Origin of the sequence: Streptomyces sp. NPDC007991, from assembly GCF_042958445.1 — a bacterium.
Lineage (GTDB): Bacteria > Actinomycetota > Actinomycetes > Streptomycetales > Streptomycetaceae > Streptomyces.
Genome location: NZ_JBIBJD010000004.1, coordinates 497,090 through 523,186 on the forward strand (window position 1 = coordinate 497,090; position 26,097 = coordinate 523,186).

At 68.6% G+C, this 26,097-nt stretch carries 20 protein-coding genes and 2 pseudogenes; 12 read left to right on the plus strand and 10 right to left on the minus strand.

All coding sequences use genetic code 11. The annotated features are described in order from the left end of the window. Positions 1-145 precede the first annotated feature (145 nt). From ACFZDA_RS13825 to ACFZDA_RS13835, 3 genes are read right to left on the minus strand one after another with little or no spacing between them, the layout of a single operon-like run. Positions 146-1,030: an ABC transporter permease subunit gene (locus ACFZDA_RS13825; RefSeq protein WP_391079649.1), complete on the minus strand. Its 885-nt coding sequence runs from the start codon at positions 1,028-1,030 to the stop codon at positions 146-148. After that, the gene (locus ACFZDA_RS13830) at positions 1,027-2,049 is read right to left on the minus strand and encodes an ABC transporter permease subunit (protein ID WP_391079651.1); all 1,023 of its coding nucleotides are present in this window, start codon (positions 2,047-2,049) and stop codon (positions 1,027-1,029) included. Before ACFZDA_RS13830 ends, ACFZDA_RS13825 begins: the two co-directional genes overlap by 4 nt. Next, entirely contained in the window at positions 2,046-3,329 is a 1,284-nt protein-coding gene (locus ACFZDA_RS13835; RefSeq protein WP_391079654.1) for an extracellular solute-binding protein, read from the minus strand. Before ACFZDA_RS13835 ends, ACFZDA_RS13830 begins: the two co-directional genes overlap by 4 nt. Before the next feature lie 521 nt (positions 3,330-3,850). Here ACFZDA_RS13835 and ACFZDA_RS13840 point away from each other — a divergent pair. From ACFZDA_RS13840 to ACFZDA_RS13850, 3 genes are all read left to right on the plus strand, one after another. Continuing rightward, the gene (locus tag ACFZDA_RS13840; RefSeq protein ID WP_391079657.1) at positions 3,851-4,915 is read left to right on the plus strand and encodes a substrate-binding domain-containing protein; all 1,065 of its coding nucleotides are present in this window, start codon (positions 3,851-3,853) and stop codon (positions 4,913-4,915) included. Between the two features lie 225 nt (positions 4,916-5,140). After that, positions 5,141-7,198 (plus strand): RICIN domain-containing protein, encoded by a 2,058-nt coding sequence (locus ACFZDA_RS13845; RefSeq protein ID WP_391079660.1) that lies wholly within the window; start codon positions 5,141-5,143, stop codon positions 7,196-7,198. A gap of 112 nt (positions 7,199-7,310) precedes the next feature. Further along, positions 7,311-8,540 (plus strand): histidine kinase, encoded by a 1,230-nt coding sequence (locus ACFZDA_RS13850; protein ID WP_391079663.1) that lies wholly within the window; start codon positions 7,311-7,313, stop codon positions 8,538-8,540. 77 nt (positions 8,541-8,617) lie between these two features. Here ACFZDA_RS13850 and ACFZDA_RS13855 read toward each other — a convergent pair whose 3' ends face one another. Together ACFZDA_RS13855 and ACFZDA_RS13860 are read right to left on the minus strand one after the other, a co-directional pair. After that, positions 8,618-11,131 (minus strand): FtsX-like permease family protein, encoded by a 2,514-nt coding sequence (locus ACFZDA_RS13855; RefSeq protein WP_391079666.1) that lies wholly within the window; start codon positions 11,129-11,131, stop codon positions 8,618-8,620. Positions 11,132-11,223: 92 nt separating this feature from the next. Continuing rightward, a pseudogene (locus ACFZDA_RS13860) lies at positions 11,224-12,028 on the minus strand (ABC transporter ATP-binding protein). A 436-nt stretch (positions 12,029-12,464) separates the two neighbouring features. Between ACFZDA_RS13860 and ACFZDA_RS13865 the strand changes: the two are divergent. Beyond that, positions 12,465-12,590: pseudogene (locus ACFZDA_RS13865) on the plus strand (electron transfer flavoprotein subunit alpha/FixB family protein); the annotation flags it as partial. A gap of 121 nt (positions 12,591-12,711) precedes the next feature. Here ACFZDA_RS13865 and ACFZDA_RS13870 read toward each other — a convergent pair. Continuing rightward, positions 12,712-13,185 carry a winged helix-turn-helix transcriptional regulator gene (locus tag ACFZDA_RS13870; RefSeq protein ID WP_391080158.1) on the minus strand — a complete coding sequence of 158 codons (474 nt, stop codon included), beginning with the start codon at positions 13,183-13,185 and terminating at the stop codon, positions 12,712-12,714. Between the two features lie 148 nt (positions 13,186-13,333). Between ACFZDA_RS13870 and ACFZDA_RS13875 the strand changes: the two genes are divergently transcribed. Further along, positions 13,334-14,347 carry a zinc-binding dehydrogenase gene (locus ACFZDA_RS13875; protein WP_391079669.1) on the plus strand — a complete coding sequence of 338 codons (1,014 nt, stop codon included), beginning with the start codon at positions 13,334-13,336 and terminating at the stop codon, positions 14,345-14,347. Positions 14,348-14,481: 134 nt separating this feature from the next. Next, positions 14,482-15,393: an alpha/beta hydrolase fold domain-containing protein gene (locus ACFZDA_RS13880; RefSeq protein WP_391079671.1), complete on the plus strand. Its 912-nt coding sequence runs from the start codon at positions 14,482-14,484 to the stop codon at positions 15,391-15,393. A gap of 193 nt (positions 15,394-15,586) precedes the next feature. Here the strand turns inward: ACFZDA_RS13880 and ACFZDA_RS13885 are convergent, their stop codons facing one another. Continuing rightward, entirely contained in the window at positions 15,587-16,054 is a 468-nt protein-coding gene (locus tag ACFZDA_RS13885) for a winged helix-turn-helix transcriptional regulator (RefSeq protein WP_391079674.1), read from the minus strand. A gap of 93 nt (positions 16,055-16,147) precedes the next feature. Between ACFZDA_RS13885 and ACFZDA_RS13890 the strand changes: the two genes are divergently transcribed. Both ACFZDA_RS13890 and ACFZDA_RS13895 read left to right on the plus strand, forming a co-directional pair. After that, positions 16,148-16,648 carry a hotdog fold thioesterase gene (locus tag ACFZDA_RS13890; protein WP_391079677.1) on the plus strand — a complete coding sequence of 167 codons (501 nt, stop codon included), beginning with the start codon at positions 16,148-16,150 and terminating at the stop codon, positions 16,646-16,648. A 592-nt stretch (positions 16,649-17,240) separates the two neighbouring features. Further along, the gene (locus ACFZDA_RS13895) at positions 17,241-18,011 is read left to right on the plus strand and encodes a transposase family protein (protein ID WP_391079679.1); all 771 of its coding nucleotides are present in this window, start codon (positions 17,241-17,243) and stop codon (positions 18,009-18,011) included. 339 nt (positions 18,012-18,350) lie between these two features. Here ACFZDA_RS13895 and ACFZDA_RS13900 read toward each other — a convergent pair whose 3' ends face one another. The 3 genes from ACFZDA_RS13900 to ACFZDA_RS13910 all read right to left on the minus strand — a co-directional run bounded on the left by ACFZDA_RS13900 (position 18,351) and on the right by ACFZDA_RS13910 (position 21,907). Then, complete coding sequence (locus ACFZDA_RS13900; RefSeq protein ID WP_391079682.1) at positions 18,351-19,493, minus strand: pyridoxal-phosphate dependent enzyme; 1,143 nt, start codon at positions 19,491-19,493, stop codon at positions 18,351-18,353. A gap of 69 nt (positions 19,494-19,562) precedes the next feature. Continuing rightward, entirely contained in the window at positions 19,563-20,576 is a 1,014-nt protein-coding gene (locus tag ACFZDA_RS13905; protein ID WP_391079685.1) for an asparaginase domain-containing protein, read from the minus strand. 50 nt (positions 20,577-20,626) lie between these two features. After that, entirely contained in the window at positions 20,627-21,907 is a 1,281-nt protein-coding gene (locus tag ACFZDA_RS13910; protein ID WP_391079687.1) for an amino acid permease, read from the minus strand. A gap of 351 nt (positions 21,908-22,258) precedes the next feature. On the opposite strand from ACFZDA_RS13910, the gene ACFZDA_RS13915 reads away from it, so the two are divergent. From ACFZDA_RS13915 to ACFZDA_RS13930, 4 genes are read left to right on the plus strand one after another with little or no spacing between them, the layout of a single operon-like run. After that, on the plus strand, positions 22,259-22,951 hold the full coding sequence (locus ACFZDA_RS13915; RefSeq protein ID WP_391079689.1) for a PAS domain-containing protein: 693 nt from the start codon (positions 22,259-22,261) through the stop codon (positions 22,949-22,951). A gap of 5 nt (positions 22,952-22,956) precedes the next feature. Continuing rightward, complete coding sequence (locus tag ACFZDA_RS13920; RefSeq protein WP_391079692.1) at positions 22,957-23,394, plus strand: Rid family hydrolase; 438 nt, start codon at positions 22,957-22,959, stop codon at positions 23,392-23,394. Then, positions 23,378-24,355, plus strand: coding sequence for an ornithine cyclodeaminase family protein (locus ACFZDA_RS13925; RefSeq protein WP_391079695.1), 978 nt, complete (start codon positions 23,378-23,380; stop codon positions 24,353-24,355). The genes ACFZDA_RS13920 and ACFZDA_RS13925 overlap by 17 nt, the downstream gene beginning before the upstream one ends. After that, positions 24,352-25,545 carry an alanine racemase gene (locus ACFZDA_RS13930; protein ID WP_391079697.1) on the plus strand — a complete coding sequence of 398 codons (1,194 nt, stop codon included), beginning with the start codon at positions 24,352-24,354 and terminating at the stop codon, positions 25,543-25,545. The genes ACFZDA_RS13925 and ACFZDA_RS13930 overlap by 4 nt, the downstream gene beginning before the upstream one ends. Positions 25,546-26,097 lie beyond the last annotated feature (552 nt).

The following is a 26,097-nucleotide window of genomic DNA, read 5'->3' on the forward strand; positions in this document are numbered from 1 at the left end:
GGCAACGGGTCCTCGGCCCGCACCTCCTCGGGCCACTGTTCGGGGTCGTAGTCGCCGCCGTAGGCGATGCCGGGCAGGCGGAGACGGCGTTCGGTGGTCACTGGTGGGACTCCGGGAGGTGTGGGGAACGAGTGGGAGGCGTGCTTCAGCCCTTGTTGGCGCCCAGCGTGAGGCCGCTGACGAACTGACGCTGGAGCACGAAGTACACGATCAGGGTGGGGATCGCGGTGAGCAGGGCGCCGGCGGCGACCAGGTTGGGGTCGGTGAAGTACTGGCCGGAGAGGTTGTTCAGCGCCGAGGTGATCGGCATGTTCTCGCCGGTGGAGATCAGGACGATGGCCCAGAAGAAGTCGTTGTAGATCCAGATGGAAAGCAACGTCGCCAGGGCGGCCATCGCCGGCTTGCACAGGGGCAGCACGATCTGCCAGTACAGGCGCCAGACCGAGGCACCGTCGACCAGGGCGGCCTCGGTCAGCTCGTGGGGCAGGGAGCGCATGTAGTTGGCCAGCACGAAGGCGCAGAAGCCGGACTGGAACGCCACGTGGATCAGCACCAGGCCCAGCGCCGAGTCGTACAGCTTTCCGCTCATGGTGATGCCGGGCAGGTCGACGAGCAGGTACAGCCGGTACAGCGGGGTGATGATGACCTGCTGCGGCAGTAGGTTGCCCGCCGTGAACACCAGCAGCAGGAAGAGGTTGACCCGGAAGTCGAAGCGGCTGACGTAGAAGGCCACACACGACGACAGGAACAGCGTCAGCAGCACCGCCGGGATCGCCACCAGCAGTGTGTTCCCGAAGTAGTGCAGCATGTCGGACTGCTGATACGCGTTGGTGAAGTTGTCGAGGCTCAGCTTGTCCGGCCAGGAGACGTAGCCCTTGGCGCTGGTCTCGGCGTACGGGCGCATCGCCGCGTACATCGCCCACAGCAGGGGCGCGAGCCAGGCCAGCGCGGTGCCGACGAGGAAGACGTGCAGCAGGATCCGGGCGGGGCGGACGGGGGTGCGCTGCTTGCTCACCAGGGCGTGGCTCATGCGCGCCGCTCCTTGCGGAAGGTGCCGATCAGGTACGGGATGATCACCGCGAGCGAGATCACCAGCAGGACGACGGCGATCGCCGACCCGTAACCGATGCGGCTGGACTCGCCGATGATGTTGTTGGTCACCAGGATCGACAGCAGTTCGGTGCCCTGGGCGCCCTTGTTGAACACGAAGACCAGGTCGAAGGCGCGCAGCGCCTCGATGATGGTGACGACCAGGACGACGGTGTTGGTGGGGCGCAGGGTGGGGAAGACGACGTTCTTGAACGTCTGCCACTCGCCCGCGCCGTCCAGCGCGGATGCCTCGCGCAGGGCGGGGTCGACGCCCTTCAGGCCGGCCAGGTAGAGGATCATCATGTAGCCGGTGTGCCGCCAGGACGCGGCGATGAGGACGGACCACAGGTTCAGGTCCGGGTCGCCGATCCAGTCGATGTAGTGGCCGGGCTCGTTCGCGCCGATCAGGTTGTTGATCAGGCCGGTGTCGGGGTTGTAGACGAGCTGCCAGACGAACCCGATGACAGCCATCGACAGCACGACCGGCAGGAAGAACGCGGTCTGGTAGACCTTGCTGAACCGGATCTTCTTGTCCAACTGCACGGCCAGGAACAGGCCCAGCGGCGTCGGGATCAGGATGAGCACGACGAACCAGACGACGTTGTGCTCGACGGCCGGCCAGAACTGCGGGTTGTTGGTGAACAACTCCTTGAAGTTGTCCAGGCCGACCCAGTGGATGGAGTCGAAGCCGATGCCGTCCCAGCTGGTGAAGGCCAGCGCGATCGAGGCGAGAGCCGTGAGCCAGACGAGCATGACGTGCAGGATCGTCGGCACCCCGGCCATCAGGCCGAGCGTGATGCGGTCCCGTCGAGTGAGCAGCCGCCGGTGGCCCAACGGGGCCCGCGGCCCCTTGGTCTGATCCTTGGTCAATTTCTTCGGGTGGCCCGAGGGCGGCATTGCGGCCGTCCCCGGGGTGCTGGTGGTGCCGGTCCCGGTACCGGTGTTCGTCGTGACGGTCATGCGGACGCGAAGATCGTCTTCTTCTGGCGCTCGATCGACGCCAGCAGGCTGTCGACACCCTTGGGGTCGCGGATGAACTTCTGCAAGGCGGGCTGCATCACCGTGGCGGTGAAGTCCGGCCGGCTGTCACGGTCCATGAACTGGGTGAGGTGCTTGGCGCCGGAGATCGTCGCGTACGCCTTCTTCTGCAGCGCGGTGTACGAGGAGGTGTCGGCCTTGTTGGACGCCGCGACCAGGCTCGGGTCGGACTTCAGGTAGATCTGCTCGGCCTCCGGCGTACCCAGGAATTCCAGGAGCTTGAGCGCGCCGGCCTTGTTCTTCGGGGCCTTGGAGAGCATGAAGCCGTCGGTGGGGGCCTCGACGGTGTCCTGACCGTACGCGGAGTTGATCTCCGGGAAGGGGAAGAAGTCGAGGTCGTCCAGGTCGGCCTTGTTCGTGAACTGCTGAGCCACGAAGCTGCCGAACAGGTACATGCCCGCCTTCTTCGAAATCAGCGTCTGGGCCGCGTCCTGCCAGGTGCGGCCGACGGCGCCTTCCTGGTGGTAGGGGAGGATCTCGGCCCAGTGGTCGAAGGCGGTGCGGACCTTGGCGTCCGTCCAGGACGCCTTGCCGGCCATCAGCTCGACGTGGAAGTCGTAGCCGTTGGTGCGGAAGTTGATCTGGTCGAAGGTGCCGAGCGCGGGCCAGGCGTCCTTGTCGCCGAAGGCGAACGGGACCAGGCCGTCCTTCTTCATCTGCTTGCACAGCGCGACGAGTTGGTCCCAGGTGGTGGGGACCTCGTAGCCGTACTTCTTGAAGACGCTCTTGCGGTAGAAGACGCCCCAGAGGGAGGTGGAGATCGGCACGAAATAGTACTTGCCGTCCTCGCCCTTGCTGAGCGCCTTCATCGCCTCGGGGAAGTTGCCGCCGATCTTCTGCCACACGTCGTCGATCGGGGAGGCCAGGCCCTTGGCCGCGAAGAACTGCATGCGGTAGCCGGCGAACCAGTTGAACACGTCGTCCGGGGTGCCCTGGAGGTAGGAGTTGATCTGCTCCTGGAACGTGTTGTGGTCCTTGGTGTTCACGTCGACCGTGATCCCGGACTGCTTCGTGAACGCCGCGTAGATCTCGGCGAACGCCTTCTTCGGCACCGCGTCCGACGCGTTCGACCCGAGGCTGACGGTCTTCGGGTCGGCAGCCGTACCGCTGCCGCCGCAGGCGCTGAGCAGCGGTATGCCCGCGCCGAGAACGGCCGCGCCACCAATACCGCGCAGGACGGTGCGCCGACTGGCAGCAGGCATGGGCCGACCGAGGGAGGAAGAGTGCATTTCGGCTCCTGACAGGGCGGCCGTGCCCAGACGGCACGTCGGCCCGGCGGGGTGTGACGGGGAAGCGGTCGTCCACGCGACCAAGACTCAACACGATCGAACAAATCCGACCGGCGGTTGCGAGGAAGATTGAACGTTCCAGGGAGTCGCTGTCAAGTCCCTTCGACCTGAGTGCTGGGCCGACCGTACATGTCGAGAAGTCAGACGGCTTGCAGTCGGACGGGAGCGACGGCTTCGTTTCGTGAGCGCGCTCGTGAGTGCGTTCCTGCCGTTTGAGCAGCACATATGCCCGGCAGCGATGCCCCCTCACGGCGGCTGCGCAACCCGTCGCCGACCAGCCACCCTCCATCGAATCCGCTGCCGCCCACCGGAATCGATACTGCGGGAACCCTTGACGTACGGCTGTCGCCTACGTAGACATGACCACGCGGTCAGACCACGTGGTCATATAGTTGACCTCCTTCGATGCAGACGCACGGCCGTCGGGAGACTTCATGGCAGCAGTGGTGGGACGGAGCGAGGGCTCCTCTGCGCCGCGCAGCGCGGACGTGGCCCGTCTGGCCGGGGTGTCGCGCAAGACGGTGTCGCGGGTCCTCAACAACGAGCCCTATGTCTCCGAGGAGGCCCGGACCAAAGTCCTGGCAGCCGCTGAGGAACTCGGCTACCGGCTGAACCAGGCGGCCAGGACACTGGTCTCCGGGCGTACCGGCTCCATCGGCGTGGTCGCCCTGGGCACCGCCGGGTACGGAACCGCTTCACTGCTCGTGCACATCGAGCGGGCGGTGCGCGACGCGGGTTACGCGCTCCGCGTGGTCAACACGCCGGACGGCGACCCCGCGAGTATCGCGGGTGCCGTGGAGTCCCTGCTCGAGCAAGGCGTGGACGGCGTCATCGTCTCCGAACCCATCGTGGAAGGGGACGTCAGCGTCCGTGTCGACGTCCCCGTCCTCTTCCTGGGGGCACCGCCCGCCTTCAACGCCACCCGCACCGTGACCATAGGTGTGGGCGCCCACGAACTGGCCCGGGCTGCCACCGAGCATCTGCTGGACCTGGGGCACGCGACCGTTCATCATCTCGCCGGCCCGCGGCGCTGGTACGCCACCAAGGACCGCATCGAAGGATGGCGGGCGGCGCTCGCGGCGCGGGGCGCGCACGAGCCGCCGCTGCTCAACGGCGACTGGTCGGCCGCCTCCGGCCATGCCGTGGGCCGGGCGCTGGCCTCGGACCGTTCCGTGACCGCTGTCTTCGCGGCGGGCGACGAAATGGCCATCGGCCTGATCCACGCCCTGCGGGAAGCCGGGCGCCGCGTACCTGAGGACATCAGTGTCGTCGGCTTCGACGGCAATCCGGTCTTCGCCTACGTCTCCCCTCCTCTGACCACCGTGCGCCAGCCCTTCGAGGCCGCGGCCCGGGAAGGCATCCGCCTTCTCGTGCACGCGATCGACAAGCCCGACACCGACCTGCCGCAGGCGAGCGACCCACCGGTCGAACTCGTCGTCCGCGGCTCGACCGCGCCTCCGCCATCGCACCCCGACACGACGGGCCGGCGCACCACCTGAGAGCACCCCGGCAGCAGAGAACGCACCGCGCCCCGGGCACAGCTCTGCCACTCGCACCGGTCGTCTCACCCGAGAGGCGGATCGGTCCGATTCCCGTGCCGCACGACGCCGCAGTTCCTCGCACGCGGTGGACGCGCACTCCGGGCTCGCCGCTTCCTACCCGGTTTCGTACCGGGGCGGCAGGCCCCGGCCCCTCCTACTCCTCCCCTGTCCTGAGAGCCGCACATGTCCCCTGCACTGTTGGGCGCCAGACCCGGCGCCGCTCAGCTTTCCCGCCCCACCACCCTGCTGTTGCTGTTCCTGGCGCTGATCGTCGCCTCGGCGACGGTTCTGCTGCCTGCCGCGGGGCGGGCGCAGGCCCTGTCCCGTCCCTCGCAGACGATGTACACCCCGCCCGCGGGAGCGCCTTCGCCCGGTTCGCTGTATCCCCGGGCGCTGCGCCTGCGGCACAACGGATCGGCCAACGGCACCCTGCTCGCCACGTTCGAGCAGTACACCTCCGGCACGCCCGTCTTCCCCATCTACCGCAGCACCGACAACGGCAACTCCTGGAGCAAGCTCTCCGACATCGCCGACACACAGAACGGCTGGGGCATGCGCTGGCAGCCCGAGCTCTTCGAACTGCCCACGGCCATAGGTGACTTCCCGGCCGGGACCATCCTGGCCGCGGGTGACTCGGTGCCCTCGGACCGGTCGGCCACCAAGATCGATCTGTACGCCAGCACGGACCGCGGTCAGACCTGGAGCTTCGTCAGCAACATCGCCACCGGCGGCGCCGCCTTCGACACGAACGGCAACACCCCGGTCTGGGAGCCGTTCTTCCTGGTCTTTGGGGGCAAGCTCATCGTCTACTACTCCGACCAGCGCGACCCCGACCACGGCCAGAAGATCGTGCACCAGGTCTCCACGGACGCCCGTACCTGGGGCCCCGTCGTGGACGACGTGGCCATGCCCACCTTCAGCAACCGTCCGGGTATGCCGACCGTCGCGAAGCTGCCGAACGGCAAGTACGTCCTGTCCTACGAGTACGGCGGCGCTCCCGAGGGCAACTTCTCCGTCTACTACAAGATCTCTTCCGACCCGGAGGCGTTCGGCTCGGTCACCGGCATCCCGTTGCGGACGACGGACGGCGTGGTGCCCCAGAGCGCCCCCTACCTGACCTGGCTGCCCGCAGGAGGCCCCAACGGAACCCTCGCCCTCAGCGCCAACAGCGCCGAGGACCTGTTCATCAACACGCAGAACGGCGCCGCGAACACCTGGACGCGCATCAGCGCCAACCTGGCCGGCGGCTACAGCCGCGGCATGACGTCCCTGCCCGACGGGCACAGCCTGCTGATCCTCAGCGCCGGACGCGGCGGCAGCAACCTCTCCAACCCGGTCACCTACAGCACGATCGACCTGGGCGGCGGCGTCTCCGACGGTGCGACCTACACCATGACCAACGCGAACAGTGCCCTGAACCTCACCATCGCCGGCGGCTCCACCACCAACGGGACCACCGCCACCCAGCAGAACCCCACCACCTCCACCAACCAGCAGTGGCGCTTCGAGCAGCAGTCCTCGGGCCACTTCAAGATCTTCAACGTCGCCAGTGGCAAGGTTCTCGGTGTCCAGAACCAGTCCACCGCCGACGGCGCAACCGTCCTGCAGTGGGATGACAACGGCACGCTCGACCACGAATGGTCCGTCGCGCCCCACCCGGCCGGCGGGTACAGCATCACGAACCGCGTCAGTGGCAAGGTGCTCGAAATACCCAGCGCCTCCACCACCGTCGGCACCACCGCCGTGCAGTGGAGCAGCACCACCTGCGACTGCCAGCGCTGGAACCTCACTCAGACTGCCCTGCCGCCCCTGGGCACCGGCCAGTACGTCCTGGTGAACAAGAACAGCGGCAAGTACCTCGACATCCCGAACGGCTCCACCACCGCCGGCACCGCCGTCGGCCAGTGGCAGAACACGGCCTGCGCCTGCCAGCTCTTCACCTTCCAATCCGCGGGCAGCGGCGCCTGGAACATCAAGAACGTCAAGAGCAACCTCAACCTCGACATCCAAGGCTCCTCCACCACAGCGGGAGCGGCCATCGTCCAGAACACCGCCTCCAGCGCCGACTCCCAGAAGTGGACCCTCACCGACGCGGGCGGCGGCTACTACAGACTCCGGAACGTGAACAGCACCCTCGTCGCCGGCGTCGCCCAGTCCTCCACCGCCAACGGGGCAGCCGTCGTCCAGTGGGGCAGCGCCAACCTCGACGACCAGCTCTGGAAGATCGTCCGGATCAACTGACAGCTCCCACTTGTGTCATGACCAGGCGCGGGAACCGCAGGCGAAGCGGTTCCCGCGCCTGCCGTCCGCGCCGGCCGACCGGCCGAGGCGCAGCTGACCGCTCCTCTCTACAGTGACCGATGTGAACCTCCTGCCCGCGACGGACGACATCCCCACGACGCGGACCCGTCGGCAGGGCCACCTGCGTGCGATGGGCGTCACCACGCTGGTCCTGCTGGCCGCCGCGGACGTGCTCATCGCCGTCGCCAACGGCACGACCCTCTGGCCGGTGCTCCTGCTGCTGTCGCTCGGCCTCACGGCCGTCCTCTGGCCCTCCGCGCGGCAACCCGCGTGGCTCACCCCCCAACTGCGGACCGCCGTACCAGCAGGCGTTTCGCTGGCCTTGACCGCCTTGGCCGCGACGACCGAGCGCGTGCGGACACTCGGCCCCGGTGAAATGGCGGTCCTGCTCTGCCTGTTGTTGATCGCGGTCCGTACCTGCTCACCATGGTGGGCGTGGCTGTGTGCCGTCCTCACAGGCGGAGCGAGCGTTGTGGTGCCGCTGCGCTTCTACGACGTCATCGCCAAGGAAGACGCGTTGCTGTTCGCGCTGCCGTTGGCGCTGCTGACCGGCGTTTTCGCCGGCCTCGGCGGCTATCTGCGCTCCCTGGACCACAGCCGTGGCGTCGCGGTCACCGAGACCCGCCGCGCCGAACGCCTCGCGATGGCGGCCGACCTGCACGACTTCGTCGCCCACCATGTCACCGGCATTCTGGTCCAGACACAGATGGCCCGCATGATGGCCACCACCGAACCCGGCCGCCTGGACCCGGTCCTGGCGGGCATCGAACGGGCCGCGACCCAGGCGCTCGACTCCATGCGCCTGACCGTCGGCATCCTGCGCGGCGGTCCGGAGAAAGCGGCCCAGCCCAAGCCTGGCGAGAACCGCCCGGTAGGCAATCTGACATCCCTCGCGGAACTGGTCGAGGGATTCGGCGGGCCGCCGGGGCCGAAGGCCGAACTGCAGCGTGAAGCCTCACTGCCCCGGAACCTGCCCCACGAAGTGCAAGCTGCCACCTACCGCGTCGTCCAGGAAGCCCTCACGAACGTACGCCGCCACGCCGCCGACGCCACCGACGTCACCGTGGCCCTCGCCCACGCCGACGACGCCCTGCGCGTGACGGTGCGCGACAACGGCCGCGGAGGCGCCCCGATGCCGTACGCCGCCCGCGGCGGAGGCTTCGGCATCGTCGGCCTCACCGAACGCGTCACCGCCCTCGGCGGCACACTGCACACCGGCCCACGCGAGGACCACGGCTGGGAGGTCGTGGCCCTCCTCCCCACCGTGAGGCGAGCGGACTGACCGTGCTCCACAAGCATGACGGTTGCGCCCGCGTATGGCCTCAGGCATGCCGGAGGCCATAGCGCGACGCGCTCCGTCTACTCGGTCTTGATGGCTGTGAGCATGTTCAGCCGGGCCGCGCTGCGGGCGGGCCACATGGCGGCCAGCAGGCCGACCAGCGATGCCAGCAGCAGGAAGAGGCCGAAGCGGCTCCACGGCAGCACAAACACGTATCCCGGGATGTCCGCCTTGGTGACCTCGCAGACGGCCCAGCCCAGCAAGGTTCCGACCGCGATGCCGATCGCCGCGCCGAAGAGGGAGATGACCACGGACTCCAGCTGGATCATGCGTGTCACGCCCCGCCGGTCGAGTCCGACGGCCCTCAGCATGCCGACCTCCCGCTGCCGTTCGAAGACCGACATCGCGAGGGTGTTCACCACCCCGAGCACCGCGATGACCAGGGAGATCGCCAGCAGTGCGTACAGCACGTTCAGCACGGTGCCGAAGGCTCCGCTGAGCTCGTGGCGGATGGCCTGCCGGTCATCGATCTTGATCCCCGGGCGCCCGGCGAGGGCGTCGGCGAGTGCCTTCTCGTTCGTGCTGCCATCCGTCTTGAGGTAGACCTTCGAGAGAGTGGTGGAGGTGGCGTTCGGATCGATCACGTCCGCGGAGACGACGACGGGCATGACGACTTCGTTGGACTCGAAGACGGCCCCGACGGTCAGCTTGCGGCTCTTGTCGGAGTCCCCGTAGACCGCCGGCAGGGTGTCCCCCACTTTCCAGCCGTGGGCCCGCGCTTCGTCATCGGCGACGGCGACCTGCCCCTTCGCGAGCGTGCCCTGCGAGCCGGAGACCACCGGGAGACGGATGGTCTTGCCGAATTCCGCCGGGGCGACGGCGGAAACATCCTCCTGGATGCCGTCGAGTCGCATCCAGGCCTGCTGCTCCGGCGACACCGTCGTGACGCCGGGGACCTTGCGCAGTGCGGCGGCCGCCGAGGTGTCCAGGTCCGCGCCGCTGTCCCTGGCCATGTAGTCGGCCTTGACGATGTCCGTGGTCATCTTGTCCGTGGACTGGCCGAGGGTGGTGGCGAGCACGGTCATGGCGCTGACCACCGTGAGGCCGATGGCCAGCGCGGAGGCGGTGGCGCCGGTACGGCGTGGGCTGCGTACGGCGTTCTGGCCGGCGAGCTTGCCGGAGACCCCGAAGCCGGCCCGCAGCAGCGGCTGTAGGACCGCGATCACGGGCCGGGACAGCAACGGGATCAGCACGAGGACACCGGTCACCGCGAGGATGGCCCCGAGCCCGACGAGCCCTTTGCCGATGGAGCCGCCGGCCCCGGCGCCCGCGACGACGGCGGCCGCGCCGAGCAGCGTGATGATGCCGCCGAGCAGGTTCCGGATCAGCAGGGACCTTGTGGTGGCGGGCAGGTGTGCGCTGCCGATGGCCGCGACTGGCGGGATCTTCGCGGCGCGACGGGCCGGCAGCCAGGCGGCCAGCATGGTGACCAGGACCCCGACGACAGCTGCGACCAGGACGGTCGTCGACGTGACGACCAGCGGCCCGTCCGGGTTCTTCGTGCCGAAGACACCGACCGTGGAACGCGCCACGGCGGCCATGGCGGCGCCGACTCCGAGCCCGCCGGCGGCGCCCACGGTGCCGACCACCATCGCTTCGATCAGTACGGACCGGGTGACCTGCCTGCGGGAGGCGCCGACCGCGCGCAGCAGAGCGAGTTCGCGGGTGCGCTGGGCGGCGAGCATGGTGAAGGTGTTGGCGATCAGGAAGACGCTGACGAAGAGCGCGACGGCGGCGAAGGCGAGCAGGAGCGTACTGAGCGTCGACGCGTCTCCCGCGCCTCCCTTGGCCCGCTCGTCGGCGAGTTGACGGCCCGTCTTGACCTCCATTTCGTCCGGAAGCACCTTCCTCAGGGTGGCGGCGAGTTCGGTGCTCGACGTGCCCGGGGCGGTGGTGACGATGGCGTACTCGTAGGAGCCGGGCTGGAGGAAGAGCCGCTGAGCGGTCGGCGTGTCGAACAGCGCCAGGCTGTCGCCCAGGGCCACCCCGGTGTCGTCGGTGGTGAAGATGCCTGAGAGCTCGTACGTCTTCGCCGGCCCCCTGAAGGCGACGCGCACAGTGTCGCCGACCTCGTAGCCGCCCTTCTCGGCGGTGTCCTTGTCGAGCGCGACCTGGCCGGGGTCGGTGGGCCCGCTGCCCTGGGTGAACACGTAGAGCGGGTCCTTGCCGCCCTTCCCGGGCGCGAAGTTGGCACCCATGCCGGACGAGCCACTGCCGATGAGCCCGCCGTCCTTGTCTGCGACGCCGGCGAGCCCGCCGACCCGTCCGGCGGCTCCGGCGACCCCGTCGAGCCGGGCGATCTCGTCCAGCGCCTTCCCACTGATGCCGGGGACCTTGTCGGACTGGCCGTAGGAGCGGACCTCGACGTCCACGTGGGCGTAGCTCTTGGCCGCCTGGTCGCGGTAGCCGCCGCTGAGGGTGTCGGTGAAGATCAGGGTGCCGGAGACGAACGCGACGCCGAGCATGACGGCGAGCACGGTCATCAGCAGTCTGGCCTTGTGCGCGAGGACGTTGCGCAGGGCTGTGCGGAACATCGTGATGTCTGTCCTAGGTGAGGTGAGGGGAGGACGGGGGTCGATCAGGGGGTGCGTGTCGGTTCGTGCGACTCGGTGCGCTCCAACTCGGCTCAGCTGGTACGGAACCTGGGGGCGTCGAAGGACTTCATGAGTTCGAGGACCCCGTCCGCAGTGGGCTCGTACATCTCGTCGACGATCCGCCCGTCCGCGAGGAAGACGACCCGGTCCGCGTAGGAGGCGGCGACCGGATCATGGGTGACCATGACAACGGTCTGACCCGATGTCCGTACGGAGTCACGCAGGACCCCAGGACCTCCGCGCCCGCACGCGAGTCCAGGTTCCCGGTCGGCTCGTCCCCGAAGACGATGTCCGGCTTGGACGCGAGCGCCCGGGCGACGGCGACACTCCCCCAGTGCCTTAAGGGCCTGGGGGGACCCCCAGCTGCTGGCCGCCCGAGAGCTGGGCGGGGCGGTGGCTGAGTCGGCCCGACAGGCCGACCATCTGGATGACGCTGTCCAGCCACTCCTTGTCCGGGGCCCGGCCGGCGATGTCCATCGGGAGCGTGATGTTCTCGAGCGCGGTGAGGGTCGGCAGCAGGTTGAACGCCTGGAAGATGAAGCCGACCTTGTCCCGGCGGAGTCTGGTGAGCTGCCTGTCCGTCAGGGCTCCCAGCTCGATGTCGCCGACGCGGACGGAGCCGGAGGAGAAGCTGTCCAGCCCGGCCACGCAGTGCATCAGCGTGGACTTGCCTGACCCGGAGGGTCCCATGATCGCGGTGAACCGGGACTGCTCGAAGCCGACACTGACCCGGTCGAGGGCGACCACCTGGGTGTCGCCCTGCCCGTAGACCTTGGACAGCTCGGTGGCGCGGGCAGCGAGGGTAGGAGTGCGGGGAGCGGGCGGCGAGGTGGTCACGAGGGTCTTGCTCCGATCAGGGGCACGGACAGCCCGGTGCGCGCGTACGGCCCACACCGAGCTGAGGACTCCTTCATCGTCCGGTCCGCACCGCACCCTCCGGATCAGCCGAAGTACCGACCACCTGAAGCTGACGTCCGAGCGGGCCTCGTCATCCTCTGGTATGGCATTGCGTCAGTTCCGAGGATGACGCGCAGGAAAAGCCGCCTCGGAAGGGGGCAGGAGTTGGCGATCCTCTCGCCGGCTCTACACGCCTCAAACCGACAACCCGTCCCGTCGCCGTCTCAGCCATTCGGCCGATGCAGAGCCGTGCAGTGCGAACGTCGCCTGAGCAAGCCCACCCTGGAGCTGCTGCCCCTGGAGATCGCCGCCCGTCTCGCGCTGCGACTGGGCTCCTGCAGCATCACCGATCACCACCAGTCCCGTGTCTCCAAGTACGATCGTGCCGATCAACAAGGACGCCGAGGCCTCGATCTGCGACCTCGTCGGCTACGGCGTCGTCGGCGGCCTCTTCGACGTCGTCTCGGCCCTGACCTGGGAGATCAAGACCCGCAAGGGCTGATCGCCTCCCGGCGTCCCGGTCGGTGCCGCTCCACTTCCGCCCGCACTCCTCGTCTCGTCACAGCCGCGGAACGCGATCAGGACGTGTGCCCCGCGGAACGCCATGCGCAGTGGTGCTCAGCTCACCCGGCGGGCTTCATGCGAAAGGCGGGGCCGGGAACGCTCTCGATGTCTTCCGCCGGCACGGCATGGCCTTGTTCGCAGCGGATCTGGACGCCGACGTACGCGCCGCATGCGCGGTGCCTCGCCAGCACGGCGGGCCCCTCAGGGTCGGCACGGTATCGGTCACCCCACTGCAGGAGCCCCAGCACGGCCGGTACCAGATCCATGCCCTTGGGAGTGATCACGTACTTGGGCCGGCTCCGCGAGCCGGGCTCCTTGTAGGTCTCGGTGGCCAGGATCCCTTCTTCCACGAGCATCCGAAGCCGCGCCGCGAGGAGGTTGCGAGGACACCCGAGGACACGTTCGAAGTCGCTGAAGCGGGACGAGCCGTACCAGACCTCGCGCAGGATCAGGATCGTCCACTTCTCCCCCACGATCTCAAGGGTCCGCGCGATGGAGCAGTTCGACACGTCCCGGTCGAGACGGGGGTCCATGCCGGCATCCTGAACAGCTTCGGTCCACGCATCCATGGGGTGATTCTAGCCTCACCTGAGTTTACTTTTATATACTCAGCCGGTAGCGTCATGGCCGGTGCGGGACGCGCATCGACCACCGAGAAGATCACCCAGTAAGGCGCCCGGCATGAAGGCATTCGTCGTCGCGAAGTACGGCAAGGACGGCGCACGCGCCGCACAGGTACCCGAGCCCACCGTCCGGGACCGCGATGTCCTGGTGCGAGTGAGGGCCGCCGGCATCAACCCGCTGGACAAGATGGTCCGCAACGGCGAGTTCAAGCACCTCCTGAAGTACAGGCGCCCGTTCGTGCTGGGCCACGACGTGGCCGGTGTCGTGGTGCGGGTCGGCTCCGCCGTACGCGGTTTCAAGGTCGGAGACGAGGTGTACGCCCGTCCACGGGACCTTCGGATCGGGGGTTTCGCGGAGTTCATCGCCATCGACGAGGACGACGTCGCGCCCAAGCCGGCCTCGCTCACCTCCCAGGAGGCAGCCGCGGTGCCTCTGGTGGCCCTGGCCGCCTGGCAGATCCTCGTCGACCGCGCCCGTCTTGGGCCGGGCCAGAAGGTGCTCGTCCACGCCGGTGCCGGGGGCCTCGGATCGACGGCCATCCAGCTCGCCAAGCACCTCGGCGCCACGGTGGCGACGACGGCGGGCACCGACTCCGAGAAGCTGGTCAGGAGCCTTGGTGCCGAGATCGTCGTCGACTACGCCAAGGAGGACTTCTCGAAGACGCTGTCCGGCTACGACCTGGTACTGGACTCCCTGGGCGGGGCGAACCTGGAGAAGTCACTGACCGTGCTGAAGCCCGGCGGCCTGGCCGTCGGCGTCGCCGGCCCGCCGGACGCCGCGTTCGCCAAGCAGCTGGGAGCCCCTTTCCCCCTGGGGGTACTCATGCACACTCTCAGCCGCAAGGTCCGCAAGCAGGCCAAGGCACTTGGTGTGCGCTACGAGTTCTTCTTCATGCGGGCCGACGGCTCCCAGCTGCGCGAGCTCAGCGCCCTGTACGACAGCGGGAAGCTCCGCCCGGTCATCGACACGGTCTTCCCGTTCGACCAGACGCTCGAGGCGATGGCGCACGTCGAGCAGGGCCGGACCAGGGCCGGCAAGGTCGTGGTCTCCATGGCGCCCGACAACGACTGACCCGGCCGCCTGCGGACTTCTGCCCGCCATCCACTCTGAGTTCTTCCGCACTCAGCTCATGGCGTCATGACCGGCACATCAACCAGTCCCCCGCGAGCAGCGGGCGTGGCACCGAACCGCGAAGGAGCACCACCATGGGAGCAAGCCCAGAGGCACAGCAGTTCGCACAGTTCCTCGAGAGCGTGAGCGCGAAGGCCTCGACACCGGGCCTCGACCTCGCCGTCATCCGCGACATCGTCGAGACGAACCACATGGCGTCGGCCGAACCGGAAGGCGTCACCTACGCCGAAGTCGACGCGGGCGGTGTCCCCGCCCTGTGGTGCATTCCCGAGGACGCCCACCCCGACCGCGCGCTGCTCCACTTCCACTTCGGCGGGTCGGTCACCGCCTCGATGCACTCGGACCGCAAGGCCGCCGGCCACATAGCCAAGGCCGCCGGCGCCCGCTCGCTCGTCGTGGACTTCCGCCTGGCACCCGAACACCCCTACCCGGCACAGCTCGACGACGCCGAGACCGCCTACCGATGGCTGCTCTCCCAGGGCTACGAGCCGCGGAACATCGGCAGCACGGGCCACTCGATCGGCGGCACCCTCGCCGTGATGCTGCCGCTGCGACTGCTCGCGAAGGGCGAGGCAGCCCCGGGCGCGATCGTCAGCGTCTCCCCGTGGACCGACCTCACCCTCCAGAACGCGTCCGTGGACGAGAACGAGGACAACGACAAGATGCTCAGCAGGAGCACCCTCGAGCTGTTCCGGGCATCCTGGCTGCGGGAGCCCGGAGTGGACTTCGCCGCCCCCGAGATCAGCCTCGTGAACGCCGACCTGACCGGTCTGCCGCCCACCACCGTCCACTACGGCGAACACGAGACCCTCGCCGACGACGGCGCCCAGCTCGCCCGCCGCCTCGCGGACTTCAAGGTCACCTCCGAGGTCCACCCGCTGCCCGAAGGACAGCACTCGTTCATCCTGGGCGCGGGACGCGTGCCCGAGATCGACCGGGCCATCCAGCAGATGGGCCAGTGGCTTCGCCGGCACCTGGGCACCTGAGCAAGGACCCGACATGCAGGGCCCGAACGTGACGACGATCGCGATGCCGGCCTGCGCACGTATCGGCGATCCACTCGGCCGCCTTCGGCGGGTTCGCCCCGTGAGAACTCGCCGTCCGTATCGATGACGCGGCCCTCAAGGCGGTCGTCTCCGCCTTCTGCGGCATCGAGGGCAAGCGTGTCATCAAGAGTGCTCACGACCGAAGCCGGGCACCGGGTCCCAGCCGGGCGGTGACGTGCTCGGCGGTGAGAGAGGAGTGCCCCTCGGAGCACTCGACGACGACGCGGACCGGAGCATCGCAGTCGGTGTGGCGAACGTCCAGCACAGGACTCTCGGAGTCGAGGGCGTACGCCTCGCCCCACTGCCTCAGCGCCATCAGGACGGGCCACAGGCCCCAGCCCTTGCGGGTCAGGTGGTACTCGTTGCGGGAGCGGCTGCCCGGCTCCCGGTAGGGGACGGTCTTCAGGATGTCGGCCGCGATCAGCTTCCTCAGGCGGTCGCTGAGGACGGCCTCCGACAGGCCGATGTGGCGGTGGAAGTCGTCGAAGCGGCGGACTCCGTTGACGGCGTCCCGCAGGATCAGCAGCGTCCATTTCTCTCCGACCACGTCGAGCGTGCGCTGGACGGGGCAGTTCTCCGTGCTCGTCTCAAGCCACTCCATTCGGCCATCGTAAGAGCCTGGCTTCGTCATTGACAGTCAGGCGAGGCGGAAGCTAGCTTCACTTGCAAAAGCCAGATGGGAAGGCGCTCGATCGTGGGACGGACACGTACGTACCAATGGGAAGATCCCGCGGTCTCGGCGGAAGCCGCCGGACGCATGGCCGGCATCGACTTCCTGCGCGAGTTGCAGGCGGGGCGACTGCCGGGGGCGCCCATCGGCTACGCCATCGACCTCCGCCTGGACGAGGTCGAGCCCGGCAGGGTGGTCTTCTCCCTGACGCCGGGCGAGGAGCACTACAACCCGATCGGCAGCGTGCACGGCGGCATCTTCGCCACCCTGCTCGACTCCGCCGCGGGATGCGCCGTCCAGACCACCCTCCCGCAAGGCATGGCGTACACCTCACTCGACCTGACGGTGAAGTTCCTACGGCGGATCACCGCGGAGACAGGCACGGTGCGCGCCGTCGGCACGGTTGTCAACAAGGGCCGCCAAACCGCCCTCTGTCAAGCGCAGTTGGTGGACACGAAAGACCGTCTGCTCGCCCACGCCACCAGTAGCTGCCTGCTCTTCCCGGTTCCGCCCCCTCAAGGGTGAACTCCGCACCACGGCATGAGCACTTGCCGCCCCCGGCCTGAGGCCCGACGAGCTCTGGCCCGCCTGGACGACCTCGTCGCCCAAGCTCATATCGGCATTATCTCGAACTGCGGTCGGCACGGGTGCGGGTGGCTGCCACAGCCGACGGGTCACGCGGCACCTGTTGACTGACCATGCCGTCGGCGTCGTGAGCCCTGTCCTGCACCAGGCCGTCCGCGGAGAAGGCGATTCGGCCGTCAGGTGAGGTCAGCAGGACATGACCTCCACGCCGAGTTGGTCGTCAGCGAGCTCGTGACGAACACGATTCGCTACGGGGAGGAGCCCATCAGTCTGCTCCAGGACCGGGACCGCACCCTGATCTGCGAGATCTCCGACGCCGGCCACATCTCGCCTACCTGCGCCGCGCCCGAGGACGAGGGACACCGCGTATGCAGCCAAGAACTATTGCGCCCCACTGAGCCCCGTCCGGACGAGGCAGCCACGACAGAGAGACGGGAGCCGGCCCCCATGCGTCACATGACCGCCTTCGCCAGGAACCAGTGGTACAGCTGAAGCGCGTTGCGCAACGCCATGATCTGAGCATTTCCCTTGTATGCGTGGGGGGTTGAGGGCCGAGCCGGTGTGGGTGGAGACGTTCACGGGGCTGCGGGTGAAGCAGTTCGAGGGATTGTTGCAGGTGGTGCGGGAACGGGGTGGCGACGGTCCTCGGATCGGGCGGCCGTGGTGTCTGCCGCTGCAGGATCGGGTGCTGATGGTGGCGGTCTATTACCGGACGAACCTGACCATGCGGCAACTCGCGCCGCTGTTCGGGGTCTCGCCGGCCACGGTGTGCAGGGTCATCCAGCGGCTGCGGCCACTCCTCGCGCTCGGGCCGGTCTCCCGTCCCGTTGACGCTGCGGAGCGGCTGTGGATCGTGGACGGCACGCTGATCCCGGTCCGGGACCGCAAGGTGGGCGCATCGAGCCGCAACTACCGGTTTTCAGCGAACGTGCAGGTCATCACCGACGCGGACACCCGCCTGGTCGTGGCCACCGCCCGTCCGGCCCCGGGCAACAAGGCCGACGCCCATGTCCGGCGCAACTCCGGCCTGCCGGAGCAGTGCCAGGGCGTCACGTTGCTCGGCGACGGCGCCTACATCAACACCGGCCTGGTCGTCCCGCACCGCAAACGACCCGGCCGGCCTCTGCTGGGCGGCGAGGAAGCCGACAACGCGGAGCATCGCCGGGTCCGTGCGCGGGTCGAGCATGCGATCGGCCGGCTGAAGCACTACAAGATCCTTCGTGACTGCCGACAGCGCGGCGACGGCCTGCACCACGCAGTCCAAGCCGTCGCTCACATGCACAACCTCGCCCTGACCGCATGATCAGAACAGCCGCGGCAAGGCCCTGACCTGCAAAATCACGGCATTGTGCAACGCGCTTCAGCTAGTCGACTAGTGGGCCGCACTGGAGTACCCCATGCCCGATCTCTCGCGCCACGCCCGTCAGTTGCGTGAACTCGCAGACGCTCTCGACGTCCCCGACGCTCTCCAACTCCAGCGACGCATCCGCCGCTACCACGCCGACCACGGTGTCCAACACGGCGACATCGTCGCACTCGCCCTTGACTGCCGCCGAAAACATAACGGGGCAGCGGATGAACCCGCTGGTGTCCGGGGCCGCGGCGGTCTGATCTGCCGCTGCCTGATGAGAGGCGGTTAGTGTCAGGCGGGGATGTCGGTGATCAGCTGGCTGAGGGCCTGGCCGGCCTTGAGGCCGGAGCCGGTCAGGACGAGGACGACGGTGTCGTCACGGCTGATGTGGCCGTCGGAGTGGAACTGGCGCAGCGCGGGCAGGACCTGAGCGCTGGTCGGCTCGACGAATACGCCGGTGCGTGCGAGTTCGCCGACTGCGGGCAGGAGTTCTTCTTCGGCCACGGCCGTGGCGGCGCCGCCGCTGTCGTGGATGGCCTGGAGGACTTCCCGGTCGCGCACGGGCCGAGCGATGGCGGTTCCTTCGGCGAGTGTCCGGGGCCAGGTGCGGGCGTCGACGGTGGAGGCGCCACTGTCGAGGGCCTGGACAAGGGGGCAACACTGTTCGGGTTGGCTGACCAGGATGCGGGGCACCTGGTCGATCTCGCCCGCGCGCTGGAGTTCGGCGAAGCCCATGGCGCAGCCCAGGACGAGACTGCCGGCGCCGGCCGGGACGAGGACGGCCGAGGGGGCGCTGAATCCCAGGTCCTCCCAGATCTCGTAGGCGATCAGCTTGATGCCCTGGAGGAACTGGGGGTGCCAGTTGTGGCTGGCGTAGAAGCGGGTGTCGGCGCGGCGGACGGCTTCGTCGGCGACGTCCTGGCGGCTGCCGGGGACGAGGTCCACGCTTGCTCCGTGCAGACGGCTCTGCACGATCTTGGAGGGAGAGGTGGATGCGGGGGCGATGATCTGCGCGTCGATGCCTGCTGCGGCGCTGTAGGCGGCGATGGACGCACCTCCGTTGCCGCTGGAGTCCTCCAGGAGGCGGCCGACGCCCTGGTGGCGCAGCACGGTGACCATCACGGAGCTGCCGCGGTCCTTGAAGCTGCCGGTGGGGTTCATGGATTCGACCTTGACAGCGACGTCGAGTCCGGCCAGGGTCCGCGGCAGCAGGGGGGTGCGTCCTTCGCCCAGGGTGACGGGTTCGGCTTGGGCCAGCGGGAGCGCGGCACGGTAGCGCCACTGGGTGTTGACGCTGGTGTCTATCTGCCGACGGGTGATACCGGGCAGCGGTTCCATCATGAGCGGGGAGCCGTCGTCGCCGCGCCAGCGCGGCTGGTCCGCCGCGTACCGGTGTCCGCTGCGGTCGGTGAGCTGCGGGAAGTCTTTGGACATCTGTCGTGCCGTCCGTTCGTTGGGTAGGTGTTGGTGAGGCCGGCGTCAGCGCCGCGCGGGCGCGGTGGTTCACGAGACCGGTTCGGGGATGCTGCCGTGGAGATCGGCGGCAAGTTCGCCGGCGATGTTGGTGCGCACCCAGGTGCTGAGCTGGCCGGGAGGTATCTCCTGGCTGAGCAGGAACTGCAGCTTCGCGTACAGGGCTTCCAGGGACATGTCGTCCGCGCCGATTGCCCCGGCTCGGGTGAAGAACTGGGCGGCTGCGTACTTGTTCAGGTTGATGCGGGTGTGCAGGCACTGGCTCATGACGACGACAGGGGTACCGCCCGTGACCAGATTGCGGATGGCCTGCTCCAGGCCGGGCTCGTCGCAGGGGCCTTCCCCGGCGCCGTATGCGCGCAGGATGACGGCGGCCGGGGCGGCGGTCGTCATCGCCCGGAAGCGGGCGGCTGTCATGCCGGGGGCCATGGTGATGACTGTTACGTCGTGGCGCCGGTAGGGGGCGGGATGGGCCCATCCGTGGCGTGGCGCGTCGGGCGTGCCGTCGTACGGGTTGACGAAGCCGTGCAGGTCCAGCGCCGAGACCTTGGTGGCACGCATGGCGGGCAGCAGGGTGCCGTCGAAGTACAGGCTGACGCCGCTGCCGCCCGATGCCGCGGCCAGGAGGGCGCCGATCACGTTGCCGGGGGCATCGCTGCCGGGCATGCCGAAGGGGACCTGGGAACCGGTGAACACCACGGGCTTGCCGAAGTCCGACAGGGCGAGAGCGGCCGCAGCCGCCGAGTAGGCCAAAGTGTTGGTGCCGTGCAGGACCACGAAGCCGTCATGGGCGTCGTGGTGCGCGCGGAGGTGGTCGATGATCTCCTGCCAGTGCTCGGGGGTGATGTTGGAGGAGTCGATGACCTCTTTGAGCTGGGCGAAGCCGAGGTCGAGGCCGGCGAGGGAGGCGTCAGTGCCCTGGGCGTGGACAGCCCCTTGGACCTGTGCGTGGATGTCGCCGCCGGGTTCGAATCCGCGGGGCGAGGGGACCATGCCAATGGTGCCTCCGGTGTAGAGGAACTGGACGCGGCGTGTGGTGCGCATGCGGAGTTTTCCTTCGTGTGGTGGGCCGGCCGAGGGCTCGTGGCCGGTGATCAGGCGGGCTCGGTCCCGTCGGGGGCGGCGTCCGTGCCGGGCGCGGAATGCGGTCCCTGTGCAGGGGGCAGAGTGGTGGTGGCGATGCGGTTCCTGATGCGGTACCAGCCGATGACCATGAGCACGCAGATGCCGAGGAACAGCAGGATGGTGGGCTCGCCGATGTCGTCGGCGAACCACATGCCGACGATGACCATGGTCAGGAAGAGCACGGTGAGCAGGTTCACCCAGGGAGCGCCGGGCAACCGGAACGCAGGCCGGGTCAGCAGTCCCTGCCGGGCGCGCCGGACGAACAGCCAGTGGCTGACCATGATGGAGATCCAGGTACCGGCGATCCCGATGCCCGCGAGGTTCATGACGATGTCGAACGCCTGTGAGGGACGGACATAGTTGATGACGACGCCGATCACGCCAAGTCCGGCGGTGATCAGCACACCGGCGAAGGGCACCTGGTTGTGGTTGAGGCGGGCGGCGATCCTGGGGCCGCTGCCCGCGATGGCCATGGAACGCAGGGTGCGGCCGGTGGCGTAGAGGCCGGAGTTCATCGAGGACATCGCCGCGGTGATGACCACGAGGTTCATGGCACTGCCGATGCCCGGCAACCCGAGCGCGAAGAAGAACGTGACGAAGGGTGACTCGGACTTGCTGTAGGCGGTCCAGGGCAGCACCAGGGTCATCTCGGTGCCGCCGAAAGCGAAGACCACGCCCAGGGCGAGGGTGATGGCGGTCAGCCAACCACGAGGGAACAAACCGCCGTTGTCGGTGATCAGGGCCGGCCCGGGACTGTGTCCGTCGACCTGGAACTGCAGGAGCACGACGGCGGAGGCCACGACCATGAAGCCGACGATCGCGACGATCTTGATCATGGCGAACCAGAACTCGGTCTCGCCGAAGATCTTGACGCTGAGCATGTTCACCGCCACGACCAGCGCCAGGGAGATCAGGGCGAGGATCCACCGGGGCACTGGCTTGAAGGCGTCCCAGTAGTGCAGGTACAGAGCGATGGCCGTGGTCTCGGCCATGACGCTGGCGCACCAGTCGATGAAGAACAGCCAGCCGGTGACGTAGGCGCCCTTCTCGCCCATGAACTCCCGTGCGTAGGAGACGAATGCGCCCGAGGACGGCCGGTGGACGGCCATCTCGCCCAGGGCTCGCATCATGAACCACGTGAACACGCCGCACACGGCGTAGACGAGGGCCAGGGCCGGCCCGCCCTGCGCGAGGCGCCCGCCGGCCCCGAGGAACAGACCCGTGCCGATGGAGCCGCCGATGGCGATCATCCGGATGCGCCGGGGGCGCAGCGCCTTGGCGTACCCGGCGTCGGCCCGGTCGACACAGCCGACGCGGGCTCGTCAGCTGGCTGTCTCGGTGACCGCCTGCCATCGCTCTGCCTCCATCGTAGGTGAACGGTGTCGATCGACATCTGAAACTGGACGGGAACTCTAGAACTGGATAGAGTATCTGTCCATAGCTGGACGAAAGATCTAGATTGGTTTTCGGTGGCCTGCTTCTCGTGGCCCGTGGCATGTGCATCGCATGCCTTCAGGGCGGACTGCCCGCAGAACACAAGGCGGGTAATGGTGGGGAGCAGGATGAGCGGCAGCAACGACAGCGAGGGAAGGGACCGACCGATGTCCGTGAAGGGCGAAAGCCGCGGCGGCCAGGACGATGCGCAGCTGCAGGGCGGGCCGGCGGCGGTGGCAGCAGAGGACGAGCATCTCCTCGCGGAGACCGAGAAGATCGCCGTCGCGCTGGGGCGCATGTTCCCCGGCCTGTGCGAGGTGGTCCTGCACGACCTGCGCGACCCGGCCCACGCCATCCGCGTCATCGAGAACAACCTGTCCGGTAGGCAGGTCGGCGACTCGGCCACCGAGCTGGGCCTCGCCCGCATCAAGGACCCCGACTACCCCAGCGTCATTCAGAACTACGCCAACCAGTTCCCCGACGGACGGCCCACCAAGAGCACGTCGATCGGGATCAAGAACACGGCCGGGGAGTACATCGCCGCCCTGTGCCTGAACCTGGACGTATCGACGCTGTCGCCGGTCACCCTGTCTCTGTCCAACCTGGTGGCGACCGACCCCGAGAACCGCGACGTCGAGCTGGAGACCCTGCGCGACCGCTCCCGCCGGGAACTGCGTGAGGTCATCGAGGCGGCCGCCGCCGAACGCTCCACCACCCCGCGGGCCCTTCACAAGGACGTCAAGAAGGAGCTCGTACGCCGCCTGCACCAGGACGGCTACTTCGACACCCGCAACGCGGCCCAGACCATCGCCGACCTCCTCGGTATCTCACGGGCCAGCGTCTACGCGTACACGAAATGAGGACGATGGCCACCGGTGGGAACACCCTCCACAACGCCGGATCAGGCACGGGCGGGGGTACCTCGATAGCGACGTTCGACAGCGCGCAGCTGGTGCCGCGGGCGGGCCATTACTCGCACATCGCCACCCACCGTGGCGTGGCCTATATCTCCGGCCAGCTTCCCCTGGCGCCCGACGGAACCCGGCTGGCCGACGAGCCGTTCGAGGTCCAGGCCCGGCAGGTGCTGGACAACCTCGACGCCTGTCTGGTCACCGCCGGCTCCAGCCGGGAACGGCTGATCTCGGTCACCGTCCACGTGACCGGCATCTCCAACTGGCCTCTCTTCGACCAGCTGTACCGTGCCTGGCTCGGCCCGGTCCGGCCCACGCGGGCCGTCGTGGGTGCCAAGGAACTGCACTACGGCTCCGCAGTGGAGGTGCACGCAATTGCCGCCCTCGACTGAGCCCCAGGACGCCACGGGCGAGCTGAGAAGCGGACTGCGCTACGTTCCCGAGGCGCAGACCGCAGCAGTGATCAGCCACGAACTGGCGCTCCAGGCCGCCAAAGAAGCCTTCGAGGCCACCGTCGGCTGCGCGGTGCTGGACACGCTGAACGTACACGGATCGGACCCCACGAACCGATACACCGTCAAACCGGCCGCCTCCTCCGCCCACGCAGGGCTGAAGATCGGCACCTACTGGCCCGCAAACGGCCGCCACGGACTGCCCAGGCACCACTCCACGTTGCTGATCCTCGACCAGAGCATCGGCCGCATTGCCGCCGTGCTCGAGGCCGGCACCGCCAACGCCTACCGCACCGCGGCCGCCGACGCCCTGGCCGTCGACCTGCTCGCCCGCCCGGACGCACGCACACTCGCCGTCCTCGGCACCGGCCACCAGGCCGGCTACGACGTACGCGCCGTCGCCCGGGTCCGCCCTGTCGACCTGGTCCTGGCCGTCGGACGCGACCCGGACCGGACCCGGGCGTTCACGGACGCGCTCGCCAGTGACGGGATCCCCGCACGGCCCGCAGCGGCCGAGGAAGCCGCCACCAGCGCCGACATCATCATCACCGCGACCACCTCCACCACCGCAGACCCGGCCCTGTTCCAAGCAGAGTGGGTCCGGCCCGGCACTCATGTGTCAGCTATGGGCGCTGACGCCCCCGGCAAACGCGAGCTGCCCGCCGAACTGCTGTCCCGCGCACAGCTTTTCTGCGACATAACCAGCCAGTCCCGCAGGATCGGCGAGTTGCAGCACGCCCCGGCTGACGCGCCCGTCACCCAACTCGGAGACGTGCTCACCGGGCGAGCGCCGGGCCGACGCACACCCCAGGACATCACCCTTTTCGACAGCTCGGGCATCGGCCTTCAGGACCTCTACCTGGGCCTGGCCCTCCTCGACCGACTGGACACCGCACCATGACCACGCCGCCCCCGCACCCCGCCCCGACTACCTCCGACACCGTGGGCGCACTCAGCCTGGTCGACCCGGACACCCCGTTCGCGGTGCTGGACACGGCCAAGGCCACACACAACATCGCCAGGCTGGCCGACCACGTCAGTACACTCGGCGTCAGCCTGCGACCGCACCTCAAGACCGCCAAGTCCCTCGCCGTCGCCGCCCTGATCCACGGCGACACCCCCGGACCGATCACCGTCTCCACCCTGGCCGAGGCGGAAGCCTTCGCCGACGGCGGGTATACCGACATCCTCTACGCCGTCGGCATCGACCCGCACAAACTCCCGCGCGTCATCGCCCTGCTGCAACGCGGGATCACCCTCAGCGTTCTGCTGGACAGCACCGAACAGGCCCGCGCCGTGCGGGACGCCTCCGCCGCTGCCCGCACGCCCATCCCGGCCCTGATCGAGGTCGACTGCGACGGCCACCGCGGAGGCGTGACCCTCCAGGACCCCACGCTCGTCGAGATCGGCCGCATCCTCGCCGAATCCGACAGCCTCGCCGGCGTCCTCGTCCACGCGGGCGAGTCCTACTTCGCCACCACCCGCGCCGAACAGCACAAGGCCGCCGACCACGAACGCGACGTCGCCGTCGCCGCCGCACAGCAGCTGCGCGAGGCTGGCCTGCGCGTGGACACGGTCAGCGTCGGATCTACTCCGACCGCCCACGCCGCAACCGACCTCACCGGCGTCACCGAAGTCCGCGCCGGTAACTACGTCTTCTTCGACCTCGTCATGGCCGGCCTCGGCGTGTGCGAGGTGGACGACCTCGCGCTGTCCGTTGTGGTCACCGTCATCGGTCACCGCCCCGAACACGGCTGGATCCTCACCGACGGCGGCTGGATGGCCATGTCCCGCGACCGAGGCACCGCCAACCAGCGTGTCGACCAGGGCTACGGGCTCGTAACCGACCTGAACGGAAACCCCGTCCCCCAGCTGCTCATGAGCGGCGCCAGCCAGGAACACGGCATCCTTTCCACCCGAGATGGATCCCCCCTTCCGGACCTGCCCGTCGGCACCCGGCTGCGCGTCCTGCCCAACCACGCCTGCGCCACCGCCGCCCAGCATCACGGCTACCACGTCATCGACAGCAGCCGGGACACCCCGGGCACGCCGGTGATCCAGGGCTACTGGGGGCGTGTCACGGGCTGGTGAGAACATTGGCGGCCAGCGCCGATGCTCTCACCCCGAACTCTGTGCCGTACGCATCCGGCGTACGCGTGCTCGGGCTCGGCGCGGCCTGGATGCCCAGGACGTGGGAACGGGGCGTCAGGCTTTGGTGGGCAACTCGGCCGGCCGTGGGACTCGCTGAGACCGCGCTCCTGCACACTGAACAGCGCCGACCAATCCGCGGTCGCTCCTTCGGCTGTCGAGGCACAGGGAACCCACAACGCCGGACACCGTCGTCATGACGCGAGCGCCGAACGCGTGGCACAGCCGGCCGGCGTGCGCTCCCGGGCTGAGCGTCGTGCGCCGGCCATCAGGCGGTGTGAACCCGCACTACCGCGTGCCCACAGTAGGGCAAGTCGGCCTCGCACCGGCGGGTCATGTGGCGGCCGTCCTCGACGAGCCGGTGCCTGTGGCATCAACGGGCGAAAGGTAACGCAGGCGGGGGCCCGTCCTGTCTTCGAGCGGACGATCACGCCCGCCATCATGCTCGTACGTGTCTGGTACTTCCTCGCTGCCGTCGCCGGCACTTGCGTCTAC

What these genes read in the sequence shown, in the direction of transcription:
- ACFZDA_RS13905 (WP_391079685.1), bottom strand. Translation starts at nt 20,576, where the DNA reads ATGCGCACCACACGCCGCGTCCAGTTCCTCTACACCGGAGGCACCATT.
- ACFZDA_RS13910 (WP_391079687.1), bottom strand. Translation starts at nt 21,907, where the DNA reads ATGATCGCCATCGGCGGCTCCATCGGCACGGGTCTGTTCCTCGGGGCC.
- ACFZDA_RS13875 (WP_391079669.1), top strand. Translation starts at nt 13,334, where the DNA reads ATGAAGGCATTCGTCGTCGCGAAGTACGGCAAGGACGGCGCACGCGCC.
- ACFZDA_RS13855 (WP_391079666.1), bottom strand. Translation starts at nt 11,131, where the DNA reads ATGTTCCGCACAGCCCTGCGCAACGTCCTCGCGCACAAGGCCAGACTG.
- ACFZDA_RS13900 (WP_391079682.1), bottom strand. Translation starts at nt 19,493, where the DNA reads ATGTCCAAAGACTTCCCGCAGCTCACCGACCGCAGCGGACACCGGTAC.
- ACFZDA_RS13880 (WP_391079671.1), top strand. Translation starts at nt 14,482, where the DNA reads ATGGGAGCAAGCCCAGAGGCACAGCAGTTCGCACAGTTCCTCGAGAGC.
- ACFZDA_RS13920 (WP_391079692.1), top strand. Translation starts at nt 22,957, where the DNA reads ATGGCCACCGGTGGGAACACCCTCCACAACGCCGGATCAGGCACGGGC.
- ACFZDA_RS13825 (WP_391079649.1), bottom strand. Translation starts at nt 1,030, where the DNA reads ATGAGCCACGCCCTGGTGAGCAAGCAGCGCACCCCCGTCCGCCCCGCC.
- ACFZDA_RS13885 (WP_391079674.1), bottom strand. Translation starts at nt 16,054, where the DNA reads ATGGAGTGGCTTGAGACGAGCACGGAGAACTGCCCCGTCCAGCGCACG.
- ACFZDA_RS13915 (WP_391079689.1), top strand. Translation starts at nt 22,259, where the DNA reads ATGTCCGTGAAGGGCGAAAGCCGCGGCGGCCAGGACGATGCGCAGCTG.
- ACFZDA_RS13835 (WP_391079654.1), bottom strand. Translation starts at nt 3,329, where the DNA reads ATGCCTGCTGCCAGTCGGCGCACCGTCCTGCGCGGTATTGGTGGCGCG.
- ACFZDA_RS13845 (WP_391079660.1), top strand. Translation starts at nt 5,141, where the DNA reads ATGTCCCCTGCACTGTTGGGCGCCAGACCCGGCGCCGCTCAGCTTTCC.
- ACFZDA_RS13830 (WP_391079651.1), bottom strand. Translation starts at nt 2,049, where the DNA reads ATGACCGTCACGACGAACACCGGTACCGGGACCGGCACCACCAGCACC.
- ACFZDA_RS13840 (WP_391079657.1), top strand. Translation starts at nt 3,851, where the DNA reads ATGGCAGCAGTGGTGGGACGGAGCGAGGGCTCCTCTGCGCCGCGCAGC.
- ACFZDA_RS13895 (WP_391079679.1), top strand. Translation starts at nt 17,241, where the DNA reads ATGCGTGGGGGGTTGAGGGCCGAGCCGGTGTGGGTGGAGACGTTCACG.
- ACFZDA_RS13870 (WP_391080158.1), bottom strand. Translation starts at nt 13,185, where the DNA reads ATGGACCCCCGTCTCGACCGGGACGTGTCGAACTGCTCCATCGCGCGG.
- ACFZDA_RS13930 (WP_391079697.1), top strand. Translation starts at nt 24,352, where the DNA reads ATGACCACGCCGCCCCCGCACCCCGCCCCGACTACCTCCGACACCGTG.